This window comes from Psychrobacillus sp. FSL K6-1267 (genome assembly GCF_038003265.1).
GTDB lineage: Bacteria > Bacillota > Bacilli > Bacillales_A > Planococcaceae > Psychrobacillus > Psychrobacillus faecigallinarum.
On the sequence record NZ_JBBOOR010000001.1, the window covers coordinates 3,689,589 to 3,704,647 of the forward strand.

The 15,059-nt window shown below is 37.1% G+C and carries 13 protein-coding genes; 5 read left to right on the forward strand and 8 right to left on the reverse strand.

The window, feature by feature from the left end:
- Positions 1–6: 6 nt before the first annotated feature.
- Entirely contained in the window at positions 7–744 is a 738-nt protein-coding gene (locus tag MHB55_RS18930; RefSeq protein ID WP_144539585.1) for a hypothetical protein, read from the reverse strand.
- Between the two features lie 197 nt (positions 745–941).
- Here MHB55_RS18930 and MHB55_RS18935 point away from each other — a divergent pair, with 197 nt between their 5' ends.
- Positions 942–2,126, forward strand: a complete 1,185-nt coding sequence (locus tag MHB55_RS18935) for an FtsW/RodA/SpoVE family cell cycle protein (RefSeq protein ID WP_144539583.1) — start codon at positions 942–944, stop codon at positions 2,124–2,126.
- Positions 2,127–2,231: 105 nt separating this feature from the next.
- On the opposite strand, the gene MHB55_RS18940 is transcribed toward MHB55_RS18935, so the two are convergent.
- A complete protein-coding gene (locus MHB55_RS18940) occupies positions 2,232–2,369 on the reverse strand; it encodes an Lmo0850 family protein (RefSeq protein ID WP_186318209.1) in 138 nt (45 codons plus the stop codon).
- 170 nt (positions 2,370–2,539) lie between these two features.
- Between MHB55_RS18940 and MHB55_RS18945 the strand changes: the two genes are divergently transcribed.
- Complete coding sequence (locus MHB55_RS18945; protein ID WP_191697903.1) at positions 2,540–2,953, forward strand: CBS domain-containing protein; 414 nt, start codon at positions 2,540–2,542, stop codon at positions 2,951–2,953.
- A gap of 134 nt (positions 2,954–3,087) precedes the next feature.
- Entirely contained in the window at positions 3,088–4,251 is a 1,164-nt protein-coding gene (locus tag MHB55_RS18950; protein ID WP_151112488.1) for an MFS transporter, read from the forward strand.
- 261 nt (positions 4,252–4,512) lie between these two features.
- Here MHB55_RS18950 and MHB55_RS18955 read toward each other — a convergent pair whose 3' ends face one another.
- Positions 4,513–5,814 carry an MFS transporter gene (locus tag MHB55_RS18955; protein ID WP_340863830.1) on the reverse strand — a complete coding sequence of 434 codons (1,302 nt, stop codon included), beginning with the start codon at positions 5,812–5,814 and terminating at the stop codon, positions 4,513–4,515.
- Positions 5,815–5,968: 154 nt separating this feature from the next.
- On the opposite strand from MHB55_RS18955, the gene MHB55_RS18960 reads away from it, so the two are divergent.
- Positions 5,969–7,189 carry a helix-turn-helix domain-containing protein gene (locus tag MHB55_RS18960; protein WP_151112484.1) on the forward strand — a complete coding sequence of 407 codons (1,221 nt, stop codon included), beginning with the start codon at positions 5,969–5,971 and terminating at the stop codon, positions 7,187–7,189.
- Between the two features lie 294 nt (positions 7,190–7,483).
- Here MHB55_RS18960 and MHB55_RS18965 read toward each other — a convergent pair whose 3' ends face one another.
- From MHB55_RS18965 to MHB55_RS18980, 4 genes are read right to left on the reverse strand one after another with little or no spacing between them, the layout of a single operon-like run.
- On the reverse strand, positions 7,484–9,067 hold the full coding sequence (locus tag MHB55_RS18965; protein ID WP_151112482.1) for an aminotransferase class V-fold PLP-dependent enzyme: 1,584 nt from the start codon (positions 9,065–9,067) through the stop codon (positions 7,484–7,486).
- A 14-nt stretch (positions 9,068–9,081) separates the two neighbouring features.
- On the reverse strand, positions 9,082–10,191 hold the full coding sequence (locus MHB55_RS18970; RefSeq protein WP_340863831.1) for an ABC transporter permease: 1,110 nt from the start codon (positions 10,189–10,191) through the stop codon (positions 9,082–9,084).
- Complete coding sequence (locus tag MHB55_RS18975) at positions 10,188–11,462, reverse strand: ABC transporter permease (RefSeq protein ID WP_340863832.1); 1,275 nt, start codon at positions 11,460–11,462, stop codon at positions 10,188–10,190. The genes MHB55_RS18970 and MHB55_RS18975 overlap by 4 nt, the downstream gene beginning before the upstream one ends.
- A gap of 13 nt (positions 11,463–11,475) precedes the next feature.
- The gene (locus MHB55_RS18980; RefSeq protein ID WP_340863833.1) at positions 11,476–12,405 is read right to left on the reverse strand and encodes an ABC transporter ATP-binding protein; all 930 of its coding nucleotides are present in this window, start codon (positions 12,403–12,405) and stop codon (positions 11,476–11,478) included.
- Positions 12,406–12,592: 187 nt separating this feature from the next.
- Between MHB55_RS18980 and cls the strand changes: the two genes are divergently transcribed.
- A complete protein-coding gene (cls, locus tag MHB55_RS18985) occupies positions 12,593–14,047 on the forward strand; it encodes a cardiolipin synthase (RefSeq protein WP_151112474.1) in 1,455 nt (484 codons plus the stop codon).
- Between the two features lie 63 nt (positions 14,048–14,110).
- On the opposite strand, the gene MHB55_RS18990 is transcribed toward cls, so the two are convergent.
- The gene (locus tag MHB55_RS18990) at positions 14,111–14,947 is read right to left on the reverse strand and encodes a M15 family metallopeptidase (protein WP_151112472.1); all 837 of its coding nucleotides are present in this window, start codon (positions 14,945–14,947) and stop codon (positions 14,111–14,113) included.
- Positions 14,948–15,059 lie beyond the last annotated feature (112 nt).

Here is a 15,059-nt window from a genome sequence, read left to right on the forward strand (position 1 = left end):
GTTCCCTTATACTTCTATTATGAAATCATATGGTCTTTTTATATGGTGCTTAATATCCTCTAGCACCTCATCCGGGAAAATATTTTCCGGTAAGCAACGTATCTCAATCCCATAATTGGTTTTATCACTTCGGAATAAAGACATAATTACTCCGTCCTCATAAAAGTCTGTATACCTCTCCACTGTGGTAGAGGAAAGCTCTGGCAATATAACGTTATTCTTTTTTCTCCAAAATGCAGTAGATTTTGTTTTATCTTTAATCTGTTGGTTAAACCAGTCAGCAATTAAATAATAAAAATCTTCATGATCTCTAAAGTATATTTTAGTAATATGCTGATCCTCATCAGTCATATAAACAAATCGATTTTGAAGATGATGATAGAATGGTGAGCGAAAAGCTTCCTTCTTGTGAGCTATATATAAAAGTTCAGCTTGTTCCTGTGGCGTTAGCATATTTAATTTTCGTTCATCCGAGAAATCTAATAAACACAGCGAAAAGGACTTTTCAGCCATTTCCTTTAAAAAGTGTGCATATTGATTTTTTCCTATGAACTCCATTTGCGTATGCATATTAAAAGAAGAATCTTCATATCGATGCTTTAACAATAATAGGAAGGGCAAATCAGTAAACTTCAAAAATTGTTGAACTGAAATCCCACTAAATAATGCAAAATGCTCTATCTCATTTGTATGAACATATAGATGAGCTAAATAATCATCTATATCTCTCTCTTTTTTAGCCACTGAATTCACTCCTCATATAAGATATATATTAGCATAATTTCATTTAAACGAAACAACTGTTTTTGTAATATCGTCTATATTACTCACAAGCAAAAAGCGAGTATTTAGGCTATAATAGAAAAAGTGTGTTTCCCTCGATTTAAGAGAGGGAAAATGTAACAAAAATTTGTAATTAGAAAGAAATCTAGGTGATTTTTATGGAAAATAAAAAAGGCTTCGCTGATCGCTTCGATTGGACATTAGCTTTTATCATATTATTATTTTTAATTGTTAGCTTGTTAGCTATTTCTTCAGCTCAGACTACAGGTCAATATGCAAGCTATAACTTTGTATCGAAGCAGCTTTTTTGGTATTTAGTTGGTTGCGTTATTATTGGATTAGTTATGTTTTTTGAGCCTGAGCAATATAAAAAGATGGCTTGGTATATATTCGGAATAGGAGTTTTCCTATTAGCCCTTCTCGCTATACTTCCAGACAGCTTGTCATTAGTAGAACCGCGGAATGGAGCAAAAAGCTGGTTTCATTTACCGATAGGAGACATTCAGCCAGCCGAATTTATGAAGACCTTTTATATTTTAGGATTAGCTCGCCTTATAACCTATCATCATGAACAGTATGCGATGAAAACAATTAAAACAGACTTTATTTTGTTGGGGAAAATAGGAATAACCTTAATAATACCTTTAGCTTTTATCATGCTTCAGCCCGATTTAGGTACATCCTTAGTTTTCTTAGCCATTACCGCTGCGTTAATCGTCGTAGCAGGAATCTCATGGAAAATTATTTTACCTTTATTTTTAGGTGGAGCTAGCATTGGCGGATTTTTGTTGTGGATGGCCTTGTATGCGCAGGATTTCCTTGCCAAGCATTTCAACTTCGAACCTTACCAATTTGCTCGTATCTATTCTTGGATAGATCCATATTCATATGCTTCTAATGAAGGAATGCATCTAATAAGCGCATTGAATGCTATTGGATCAGGAGAAGTTTTCGGTAAAGGATATGGTGGTCGGGTAGTATATGTACCTGAAAATCATACAGACTTTATCTTTGCCGTTATCGGAGAAGAATATGGCTTTGTCGGTGCCAGTGTCGTAATCAGTCTTTACTTTTTACTTATCTATCATCTAACGAAAATTACTTTACAGCTTAAGGATATGTACAGCACGTATGTGTGTGCAGGAATTATTGCGATGATTACTTTCCATGTTTTCGAGAATATCGGCATGACAATTCAACTGCTACCTATAACTGGGATACCTTTACCATTTATAAGCTATGGTGGTAGTTCGCTTATGGGTAATATGCTCGCCATTGGTTTAGTATTTAGTATGAAGTTCCATCATAAAACTTATATGTTCGCTAAAAACGAGGATGAATAAATTACAGAGGAGGCTCGCTGCATACTGCGGTGTTAGCCTCCTCTTTCCACATAAAAAAAGAGACTTGAGCGTTCGTTTTAAACGAATTTACAAGTCTCTCTTTTTTTAGGAGTGCACATGTGGACTTTGTGCTGGTGGTGATAAAGCCTTAAGCATTTCAAGTCTAGATTTTGTCATTGTAACAGTCACACCAAGTTTCGATAGATTACTTACAATTTTCTTTAAATCAACTTCCTTAGCCAATCCACCTCAGTCCCTTCCAATTATTATTACGAATTTATATTTAAAAAGTTTCTTTTATTTTTATTTATTCTTACCTTATCATACCACTTTTTACATAGTCTAAACCTTTCATTTTTATTACATATTTTACGCAATTGTAAACCATCCTAACCTTTAAAGGAGTGATATCGATGATTGTACAAGATGTAATGAGCAAGCAAGTGATTACGTGTAGTCCCCAAGATTACGTGAACGAAGTTGCCGAGCAAATGCGTTCATTGGATATCGGTTGTTTACCCGTAGTAAGCAAAAACAAACTCGTTGGGATGATAACTGACCGCGATATTGTAACCCGAGCTGTTGCTAAAGACGTTAAATGTAAAGTGGAAGAAGTCATGACTAAATCAGTCATTTCTGTTTCACCACAGGATACTACAGTAGATGCTTCTAATGTGATGGGTGAAAATCAGGTTCGTCGACTCCCCGTTGTGGAGGATGGGACTTTAGTAGGCTTTGTATCCCTTGCAGATTTAGCCTTTCCTTTTCCTCATATTCAAGAAGTTTCCGAAGCTATACAAAGTATATCCGAACCAAGAAGTTATTAAACAGGTGGAGCTATCCTTGTAAAAATAGGGTAGCTTTTTTGATAATACCGCATTTTCTCTGCACCATTTCGAGATGAAAAATCCTGAAGAAAGATGTAATATAAAGGATATGGTTTGAGAAAGCAGGTTTTACAATGAAAAAATCTCTCTTTATATTAATGTCAGTCCAATTTTTGGTCTATCTTGGTTTCGGGCTTATTATCCCCGTATTACCTGAGGTTATACTCCAAGAAAACTACAACGAGGTGCATGTAGGAGGATTACTGACAGTCTACGCTTTGGCGTCCTTTTTCACAGCTCCTTTATGGGGAATGCTATCTGACCGAATTGGACGTAAAATGCTCATTTTAATAGGTTTAGTTGGTTTTAGTTTAAGCTTTTGGTTATTTTCCTTATTTTTTGATTCATTGTTCATGCTCTACCTCTCTCGTGTAGTAGGTGGATTATTTTCAGGGGCGCTTTATACAGCAGTAACTGGTTTTATAGCAGATTTATCGGATGAAGAAAATCGTAATAAGTATATGGGATTCATGGGAATGTCTATTGGATTAGGGTTTATCTTTGGACCAGCAATTGGAGGAGTTTTAGGACATATAAGCTTAGAAACTCCGTTTATCGTCTCCGCTATTCTATTGTTAGTTATTTTTGTTTATGCTTTGATAATTTTAAAAGAACCTACACGTACTGGTGAAGCTAACAAACGCGCGTTACTTCCTAAGGGAGCTTTAAGTTTGTGGTCCTATCGCATTAAATACTTATTCCTATTCTCCTTCATGGTTACTTTCCTGCTAGCAGGCTTAGAGGCAACCTTTCAGTTATTTCAAATTGAAAGAGTCTCTATAACACCTTTACAAATTGGCTATCTATTCATGTTCAGTGGATTTGTCGATGCAGCAATTCAAGGAGGAGTCGTTCGACGGATCAAGAATGGAACGGAGACAACCTGGTTGATATATGCACAAATCGTTACGGCTATCGGATTAGTTATGACAGTGTTTACAACTAATATTTTTTGGGCAGGGTTTTCCCTTTGCGTATTCACCGCAGGTAACGCCCTTGCAAGAACTACTATTGTATCGCTGACCTCTAAGGAATCTGGTGGTCGATATGGAACAGCAGCTGGAATGACTTACTCAATGGATAATCTGGGACGCATTATCGGTCCGCTTTTATTCGCATGGTTATTCACTAAACAGCCGGATAATATTTATGTTTTATCTGGTATTCTCGCGATTCTAGCAATTGGTTTAATTTTTGGTTATCGCAAATCAACTAAAACATTAAAAAGAACAGTATAGGAAAATGCCAAGGAGTTATTTCCCTTGGCATTTTTTATTTTAAAAGAAGCTGATTCTATTTATGTGAGAAAACACTACTAATGAAGAGCGAATAATGATTTCCGGCGAGCGAAAGCCATCATCGAAACTCGCGACCAGTTAATAATGGCTTATCTTCCTCACTCTCCCACAGGAGTCGCCGCCTGCCGTTCCAATCAACAGACTTACAAATATTCGTGTTTCCCAGCTTCGCACCTTGCCCATATCACGGCTGTCAATTTCTTACTCCGGCTGAGGTTCTGGAGAAGCGTCTTCTCTACCTTTCGAAAGCTCAGGATGTGCTAATTTAATGACGGTCGGTCTTGCAAGCACTAATACAATCGCTATTAGGAGGATGCTTGACACGATTAAGATAAGCTCTGCCGCTAGCACATCATACAGAAACCCAAAGATAACCATCCCAAGTGGCATTAACGCCATGGATCCTGTTTCTAAAATAGAAAATACTCTCCCTTTGTAATCGTCATCAATCGTTTTTTGCATCATGACCATTATTGGCGTATTGGTGACAATCATAGAAACCCCGAAAGCAAATAGAACTATGATGTAAAATAGAGTGGTCACAAAATATGACATATTAACCAATAGTGGCGTAGCAATGGCCCCTAATAAAATTCCAGTTGCAACTATACTCCACTTCGATACAAGAAATGGATATTTTAACTCCTTTGTGCTGGAGAAGTAAATAGACATTAGCAGCATTCCAATGGCAAAGGCCATTTCTGTATAACCAAAATGGACAGGGTCAAGCTTTAATTTTTCGATTAGAATAAACGAATATCCCACTTGAAATGCTCCAAACAAAAAGTTAACGATCAATGAGATGAAAATCATAATTTTTAATATAGGCTGCTTCATAAGATAAGAAAATCCTTCTTTGATGCTTTGTAACATGGATTCCTTTGGTGCCCCTTCTACTACTTCTTTTCTTGTAGCAAATAATTTAAAGTTCATCGTGGATTCTAAAATCACAGCTATAATAGACGCAGCTAAATAAATTTGTAGAAAAACCGGCATAGACACTGTACCGTATAATATACCTCCTACCGCTGGACTTCCGATTGCTGCAAAGGAAATCGACATTTGGTTTAGAGACATTGCTTTTTGAATTCTTGATTCATCTACTAACCCTGTCATAGAAGAACTAAATGTTACTCCAGAAAACGTGGATGTTATGGATAAAATAACCGTTGTCGTGTAAATTGCAAACAATGATAACTCAGTTGTTAAACTGACGATTAATAATCCACCTATTGCAAGTGATGCAGCGATTTGAGCACCAATTATAATGGCCTTTCTAGAATATTTATCGGCTGCATAGCCTGCAAATGGAGCCAACAGAGTTCTTGGTAAAATACTACAGATTAGATTGGCTGCAAAGCTAGTTGCAGATCCGGTTAACTGCAGAATGTAAAAACTGATAGCAAATGCATATACTTGTGCACCAAAAGTCGATAGGAGCTTGCTAATGGTAAATGTCCACAAATGATACGTCGCTTTTTTTAACTTTAATACCTCTTCCATAACTATTTCCCCTTTGTTTAGCCTTTTCAATTTCACCCTAAATAGTTCTGAAAAACTAAAAGTTTAATTTTATTAAACAAATAATATCATATTCATTCTTCCATTACAACAAAAAGTTTAATATAATTAAACTAACGATAAATGAGGTGAAGCTATGCAGACGCTTGGAGAGCGAATACGTACATTAAGAAAACAACAAAAGATGACTCTAGAGGCTCTTGCAGGTACTGAGTTAACAAAAGGAATGCTCAGTCTAATTGAAAATAATAAGGCAAAGCCTTCCATGGAAAGCCTACAATACATTGCGAATCAATTGAATGTGGAAGTATCTGAGTTATTAGAAGAAGTAAGTGGTCATGAATTACGAGAAGTTTTAGAGAAGGCTGAAATACTTTTCAATACAAACTATGATGTTCTATCCGATGAATATGAGCAATTAATACATTTAGTCGAGCCTTATTTGCCCAAGCTAGGTCAGGGATATGAATCTGCTCGTTTACTAGAAATGTATAGCCGCTGTAAACACCAAGCACACAAAAAAGACTGGGAAGAACCGTTGAACCAGGCTGCAGAAATATATGAAAAGTTAAATATCACTGCTAGGAGAGCTAAAATTGGAATCGTACGAACGGCAGTTAAATTCCAAGAACATAAATATCAGGAAGCCTTAAACATCCTTCAAGAAGAACGTGCTGATTTAGAGAAAAAAGGAATTTGGATGGACCCCGTCTCTCGACTTGACTTTGACTATGTAGAAACAGCGCTTTACTACGCAATAGGCGACCATGAATCCGCATTAAAGCTTATGGATCAAGCAATTGAGTATTCTAAAGAAAATAAAACATTTTACCACTTAGATGACCTTTATAGAATCGCGGCAGCCCATGCCATGATGAGCAGGGATGAGGAAAAAATAGAATACTATTTAAAAAAAATAGAAGCTTATGGAGTTTTTGCAGACGACATAGATGCAGAACGTTTCTCCTTTTTTGTAAAAACCCATTACCTGAATTCTTATAAGAAGCAATATGAAGAAGCAGACAAATTATTTAAAACGTATAATTTAGAAAAAGACAAGTTGTTTACTCACTACTTTCTATTAGAAAGAGGAAAAACCTTTTACGGTTTAAAACAATTTGAAGAAGCAATCGAACAACTGGAGCAGGTAGTAATACAGGATGTTATTAACCATCCTATTGATTTATCAATTTTTTATGAAAAGGATGCTTATCTAGCCTTATGCTATACAGCAATTGGTCAAACAGAGAAAGCAAAAGCATTTGCCCAAAAAGCACTCGATCTTATAAAAGAAATGCCTGACACTCCTTACAAAACTTTCATACAGGAAACTTACAAACAAATCGTAACAGATTAAAAAATTACTCCTATCCTCCTGTTGTGCTATGCGACAAATAAAGAAAAAGGCCGGCTTTCATAGAGAAGAGCCGGCCTTTTCATTGAACGGTCATAATTTTTTTTATGCAATCATAACTCCACTCTATCCGACAATAAATTTTTCTACCCGGTCATAACTCCGTGCTATCCGGTCATAAATTTTTCTATCCGGTCATAACCCACGCTATCCGGTCATAAATTTTTCTATCCGGTCATAACTCCACGCTATCCGGTCATAAACACACCCAAAAGAGTCATATCTGAATAAAACATCTCAATTCAGGCTGCTTTGTTGTTCACTATCATGATATAAACGATAATTAGCGAACCATTTTACAAACTTAGTCCAAGCAAGCTCGAAATCAGGCTGGATACAAGAGATTTGTATAAGTCCCTTTTCCTTTAGATAATCACTTCTGTAGTGCAGGTCGAAGCCGGACATTCTAGCATCCTCGGCAAGGTATGGGAATTCCTTTTCCTGGATAGTGAAAATCATTGGATAGTTATGATTTGTAAAAAGTTCTATGTCGAGCCTTTCTATTTCTTCCTCGATAAACATCCAGCGTTTATGTAATAGCTTATATCTTTGTCCATTATCATAGGCCATTAATGCATTTTCTAGGCTAAGGATGAATTGAGATGGCATTGTAAAAGGAATAGCAGAATTTGTTGTTAAACCTATGTCCAAGTAAGTTGGAATTCGCTCACAGGATACTATTTCTGAGTTAGCAAATACAAATGACAAGCCACTCATAGAACCTATCGCTTTTCCACTAACTCCAGTTGCCAAATATACCCCTTCCATTGAAAACGGTAGAGAACCAAATGAACTCACACAATCTGCACACAGCAACACGTTATAGCGTTTACAGATTACTTGTAGTTCATCTAAATTATTTAGCATTCCTGTGGAAGTTTCACCATGAGCCATGAGTAACCAACTATAATTGCCGGAAGATAGTTTTCTTTCAATTGTTTCTAGATGATAGGTCTGTCCCCATTCATAGCTCAACACATTATATTCTAGTCCCCATCGCATCGCCTGCTTTTCAAGACGCTCTCCAAAAGCCCCGTTCGTCAAAATCAAGCCTTTTTCATCTAATACCTTCAATTGAGCTATCATCGCTTCATTCGCTAATGTACCACTGCCCACTAGTAAATGAGCATGTTTAGTGCCACTCATTTGACAAAGTCTGCTTTTCACACGTTCGAGCATAACTTCATATTCATGAGAACGGTGAGTAATTGGATCTTCTTGAAAAGCCATTTGGATTGGTGCAGTTAGATGAACTGGGCCAGGATAAAAGGAATGCCTTTTCTGCTTAAAGCGCGCAGCTACCGAATTATCAAAACGCTCTCTTGTCAAAACCATTGGTACATAGAGAGCACCCTCCGCTCCTACTGGGTCAGCAAACGGTTCGAAGCCTAATTGGTTGTAAAGCTTTTGCTCCCTTACCGTACCAGATATAACAGCCGCACCATACCCATTCTCATATGCATAGTCAGATAACGCCCTAGCTAAATAATAAAACACACGCCCATTGCGATGTTTTTTATCTACTGCCAGTAAACGAACCTCGCAAAGCATTCCTTGAAGCGCATCTTCCGGCAGAATATTCTCCACCGGTCCTAGCTTCTTGTCTAAAGAAAATGGTCGCTCCGCTCTAAAGGCGACCATTCCAGCAAGCTCTTGATCTTTTAACACAATCACGTACACATTTTCATGATGAAATGGATCAACTCTCATCCCACTTGGATTTGGTTCATGCTGTGGAATCTCTTCTACAAATGTTTCATAATTTAATCTAGCTATAGCTTCAAATTCTTTTTCTGATCTTGCTATTTTACACCAGTACATACCCATCCTCCTTTTTACTCAATTGAATGGCCACGTTCTGATTTCTTTTCTAAAAGATATATTGCTCCCGATATTAACGTAGCCGCAAGTAGTAGCATCATCCATAAGTACGTCGAAACAGCACCTAAGGTTTCCCCATATATGGTAATTCTTTTTAATGCTTCCATTGCATAGTAGATTGGAGAGAGCCATTTCATGGCCAAAAGACCTTCCGATTGTACTATTTCAAGGGGCCAATAAGCACCTCCTATCATGGCAAAGGCAACTGCCAGTAACGAGATAATTACTCCGCTTTGGCTAACTGTTTTGACGAGAGAAATGATTAGCAATGATACAGCTAAAACTAATAATACATAAATACTCGTTATAAGAATTACTTCCAAAAGTGCTCCGTACATATTGGTTCCTACCACAAATCGAAAAACCAAAATAACTAAAAGCATTTGCAGAAGCCCAATTATAAAGCTAAAGGATAAATGCCCAAAATACAATTGGAATCTACTAATAGATGCTAGCTTTAAGCGATTCCATACGCCAGTTCGCTTATCCTCCAATATAAATTGAACATTAGTAGAAATCGTGTAAAACACAAAAAAGAGCATATATCCGAATAGACTTTGAAGTGCTCCGTCATATCGAAAAACCTGTGCTTCATCCATCGCACTTGTGTTCATCTGAAAGGCTTCTTGTTTACTTAGATTCTCTTTTACCTCGAGCCATTTAAGTTCTCCACCAATCTCTATTATTTTTTGTTGGAAGGCATTTTCGCTATATGCAGATTCGATAGCAAGCGAGATTTCCCTTACAGAGTCTGTCTCAGTACCCGTCAGAACTGTATAGGCTGTTTGAGTCAGATGGACGCCGATTAAGTCTGGATCTTGTTCCACTTTTTCATAAAGAACATCCTTTGTTACCTCTTTTATAGAATACTCCTCAAATGTATTTAACTCGTCTAAAACTTCCTTACTTGTAGATGTATCATCTAAAGCAATTAAGATCGGTGTTTGGCTCCCTAATCCTCCACTAAGAACGTAGGCAAGCACTAAGGTCATGAGTGTCATCATTATAAGTACTAATGGTTTTCTTTTTAAATTCTGAAGCCTTGCAATCCAAATTCCCTTCACGAATTAGCACCTCTTCTCGGAAATAGAATTATGGAAAGTAATACACATATAAAAATTCCAATATAAAGTACATTCAGATGAATCCATATTCCGCTAAGCTTTTCCCCAGATTGAATAGAGAGTATTGCTTTCATCTTTGCACCATTGGGTGTATAACTCCCTATGTTCGCTAGTGTTTCCGATATATCGCTTATTTTGAAAAAGGAACCGCCTAAGAAGGAGAAAATAGTAATGACCAATCCATTAAATACATTAGCAACTCCTTCTGTTCCAGTCTTAAATTGAAGGGTAGTGAGTAGAGCGGAAAGTCCCCCAATAAACAAACTAAAGCTTAGAACAATAACGGCCATCGATGGCCAGCCAATCCAATCAATACCTAATGCCAAACTGCCATACAGTAAGACTAAAGCTTGCTGTATAAGCGCCACAATTGTTCCAGTGATTAAAATAGATAGTACATATAAGGTGCGAGATACTCCTGCCAAAATAATTCGATCATACACCTTCCACTGTACTTCCTGTAAAGCAAAGCCCGCCAGAAAAGATGGTATATAAAGTGCAAACATCACAAGCATTCCGATTGAATAATATATAGAGGACGGAACTGTTCGCTCGCCCTTTGGCAATACGTGTTCTATTTTTATTACTTGCTCCGTTGCTCCCATAACTTTATTTGGAGGTATTCCAGCTTTCGTAAGGGCTAAGGACTGGCTATATCCTCTTTGCCACTCCTCAATAATTGATTGGACAATGGAGGCTCTGATTTCACTGTTTTGGTTTAAAAACAATTCAAATTTCGGTTCTTCACCCGTGTTGAAATAAGCATATTTTATATACTCTAATCGAAAATTTGCAGGAAAAGATAAAATGCCATCGATTTGTTCATTCTTTCGAAGGCTTCCTAGGTCTTCAGCTTTTCCGTTTTCTACCTTTAGATATTTTTCTATTTCTGTGGAAGAAAGAATCGAGTTTTGTAAAACAAAAATAGGATCATTTTCTTCCAATGTTTGAAGAAGAGAATCTTGCGCCGGTCCTGCTAACCCCTCATTCTCTAAAAATAATTTTATTTCCTCACTTTCCTGCTCCCAGCTGGATGAATCAACTATTACTAAATCTGCTTGAATAGCCACCTCTGCTGTACGGTTCATAACGCCTGCCAGAGCAGAGGATAAAATAGTGATGAGAACAATCGGCATTACCAATAAAATAATAAGTGGTTGCTTATTTCGAACAAGCATTTTTAGCTGCTTACTAATTAGGCTCAATAACATTCCTATCTTCCTCCTAATCTCTCAATGCTCTGCCTGTTAAATGTAAAAAGACATCCTCGAGAGAAGGCACCTTAACTATAGCTGAAGTAATGGTCACCCCATTCTCAGCAGCAATTGCAAAAATACGCGGTAGTGGTTCTTCCTCTTTGGCTAAGGCAAGTAAGAGAGATTCCTCCTCGCGGTATACGGTAGCTGCAGGAAAATGCTTCTGAAGTGACTCTTCAAATAAAACTGGCAATGTATGACCCTTTAGTTCAATTGTTTGGTTTCCGGAGACAAGAGATTTTAGTTCTTCCTTTGTTCCAAATGCAATAATTTCTCCTTCATCCATGATGTAAATTCGATCACAAAGTAACTCAACCTCTTCGATATAGTGACTTGTGTAAAGCAAAGTCATACCTTCCTCTACTAGTCGTTTGACTGTATTTAAGATATAGGCTCTAGATTGAGGATCAATTCCAACGGTAGGTTCATCCATGATTAACAACGATGGGAGGTGTAGCAGAGCAGCCCCGATATTGAGTCTACGTTTCATCCCTCCTGAAAAAGTCTTGACTTGATCCTTCTCCCTCTCCTTCAACCCTATTTTAACTAGAACATCTTCTACTCTGTGCTCTAGAATTTGACCTTTAAGACCATATATCCGTCCAAAAAATTTCAGGTTTTCCTTAGCAGTAAGCTCCGGATATAAAGAAATTTCCTGAGGAACTACTCCTAATGTTTTACGAAGTGCTTCTGGATTATCCTTAATGGAAACATTATTCCACAGTACATCTCCACTAGTTGGTTGAACTAAAGAAGACAACATAGATATAGTTGTAGATTTCCCTGCTCCATTTGGACCTAATAACCCTACTGATTCTCCTGCACCGAGCTCCAAATTTATCTTTTTAACAACTTCCTTTGTTTTAAATTTCTTTTGAAGGTTTCTCGCCTGTAGCATAATCCCATCTCCTTAAGTCAAAATCCCTATTTAATTATATCAAATAATTCAAACTTCTTTTCCTGGAAATTCACTAATATTAATCACTTATGCTTATGGGTTTACTAAATATGTTACATTTCTTCTTTCTTTTAACTAAATCGGATATACTAGAGAAGAAAGACATGTATGATTTGGGGGTGCAATTTTGGCTGCAAGTATTTATGGGTTTATCGTTTCTGGAATACTAATTTTGAATATCTCGCTAGCGATTGCCTTAATATTTTTAGAGAGACGAGATGCTTCCTCCACCTGGGCTTGGATATTAGTTCTCTTCTTTATCCCCATTCTAGGATTTGGAATATATTTATTGTTCGGGAGAAAGCTGCGACGTAAAACACTTTTCCGTTGGGAAGGAAAAAATAAAATCGGCATTGACAAACTAATTGATTTTCAAATGGAAGCCATTGAGGATGAATCATTTGATTTTCGTTTAGATGACGCCAGCCATTACAAGGAATTAATCGTTATGCATCTGCATAACAATCATGCTGTTCTGACACAAGACAACAAATTGGAGATTTACTCGGATGGGCGAGAAAAATTTGATGCACTTTTAGAGGACATGAACAATGCGAAAGACCATATTCATATCCAATATTATATTTTCCGTTTGGATAATTTAGGACGAGAAATATATAATGTCTTATTGGCTAAAGCCAAGCAAGGCGTAAAAGTACGTATACTATATGATGACACAGGATCTCGATCATTAAGAAAGAGGCATTTTAAAGAATTAGTTGAGCTAGGTGGTCGCGTCGAGTCCTTTTTCCCTTCTATTCTTCCTCTGATTAATCCACGAATGAACTATCGTAATCACCGTAAAATAGTTGTAATTGATGGGCGTATTGGGTATATCGGTGGCTTCAATGTGGGAGATGAATATTTAGGAAAGAAAAAGAAATTTGGTTACTGGAGGGACACTCATCTTCGGATAGAAGGAAGCTCAGTACATCCATTGCAAACTCGCTTTATATTGGACTGGAACCAAGCCTCTGCAGATCATGATATTGAATACTCAGATCATTTTTTCCCTGCTATTCCTATGAAGGGCTCTGTTGGACTACAAATCGTATCCAGTGGACCAGACTCGGAATGGGAACAAATTAAAAATGGATATCTTAAACTAATAATGATGGCTAAAAAGTATATATATATCCAAACTCCTTATTTCATTCCGGATGCAAGCTTTATGGACACTCTTCGTATCGCCTGTCTATCAGGAATTGACGTACGGATTATGATTCCTAATAAGCCTGACCATATGTTTGTATATTGGGCAACTTATTCATATGTAGGAGAGCTTATCAGAGCAGGTGCTAAGATATACATTTATGAAAATGGCTTCTTGCATACAAAAATGATTGTCATTGATGACGAAGCCTCTACTGTAGGTACCGCCAATATTGATGTTAGAAGTTTTAAGTTAAATTTCGAGGTGAATGCATTTATCTATGATCGAGAAACTTCCCATCAGTTAGCAGAGCTATTCGAAGAAGACATGAAGCTCTCTACCGAATTGACTTGGGAACTTTACGAACAACGCACATCTTTAATTAAGTTTAAGGAATCACTTTCTCGATTGATTTCTCCTATTTTATAGGATGAACAATTAGCTACCAACATTAAATACGAGATCCCAATGAATAACTGGAATCTCGTATTTTTATATACCTAAATATTCTTCTAAAGTAGTGTTAGCTTCGTATATTTTTGTTGCATGATCTACGCCAACATATCGGAAATGCCATGGCTCAAACATATAGCCAGTAATTTTCTCTTTTCCATTAGGATAACGCATGATAAAACCATATTTGTGAGCATTAGCTGCCAACCATTGGCCGGCTGGTGTCTCTCCAAAACTTTCTCTGGCAAAATGTTGCTCAAAATGTAGTTCACCTATATCAAACGCAAGACCGGTTTGGTGCTCAGAATATCCAGGACGGGCACTATATCGGTCCGCTGCATCTACTCCGTCATTGCTCACATATCTATCATAAAGCTGCTGTTGATAGTCAAATGATCGATATGTACTAAATGCTACTAATTCGTAATCAGATAGCTTTGCTTCTGCTGCCAATGCCTCAAAGGCTTCTCTAGCTTCTGCACTTTCTCCTGGTGCAAAAGTAGAAGGTAAAGGGTACCTCTTACTTGCTATTAATATTCCATCTACATAAGTAGGCTCTGCAGGTAGAGTTTCATTGCCCACGTAGCCTTTTGCACCCGAACGATCCACTTCTTCTGCAGGTTCCTCAACTACGGGCTCTTCCATTGGTGGTTCTTCCACTTCATCTATTGACTCTGTTGGTTCCTCTACTATTTCTACCTCTTTATCTTCCTTAGTTGGAATTCCTAATGATTCTAAGCTCTTATTTATATTCCAATCATTTATACCAATCCATGCAACGACACTAACAACTATTAAACCCGCGACTATACCCGAAACAATTTTCGGCCATTTTTTCTTTTTCTTTTGCTTCATAAAGCTAAATCTAGATTGCATCCCTTGCTCTTCCTTCTTTCCAATTTACGATACTATTAGTTTAACATTTTTTAATGAACTAATCCCTAATCAATTCAAAATGCATTATAATATATTAGATAAATATACGAAA

Coding starts and splice junctions, on each gene's coding strand:
- MHB55_RS18975 (WP_340863832.1), bottom strand. CDS start 11,462: ATGTTATTGAGCCTAATTAGTAAGCAGCTAAAAATGCTTGTTCGAAAT.
- MHB55_RS18945 (WP_191697903.1), top strand. CDS start 2,540: ATGATTGTACAAGATGTAATGAGCAAGCAAGTGATTACGTGTAGTCCC.
- MHB55_RS18960 (WP_151112484.1), top strand. CDS start 5,969: ATGCAGACGCTTGGAGAGCGAATACGTACATTAAGAAAACAACAAAAG.
- MHB55_RS18990 (WP_151112472.1), bottom strand. CDS start 14,947: ATGCAATCTAGATTTAGCTTTATGAAGCAAAAGAAAAAGAAAAAATGG.
- MHB55_RS18965 (WP_151112482.1), bottom strand. CDS start 9,067: ATGTACTGGTGTAAAATAGCAAGATCAGAAAAAGAATTTGAAGCTATA.
- MHB55_RS18950 (WP_151112488.1), top strand. CDS start 3,088: ATGAAAAAATCTCTCTTTATATTAATGTCAGTCCAATTTTTGGTCTAT.
- MHB55_RS18980 (WP_340863833.1), bottom strand. CDS start 12,405: ATGCTACAGGCGAGAAACCTTCAAAAGAAATTTAAAACAAAGGAAGTT.
- MHB55_RS18935 (WP_144539583.1), top strand. CDS start 942: ATGGAAAATAAAAAAGGCTTCGCTGATCGCTTCGATTGGACATTAGCT.
- MHB55_RS18955 (WP_340863830.1), bottom strand. CDS start 5,814: ATGGAAGAGGTATTAAAGTTAAAAAAAGCGACGTATCATTTGTGGACA.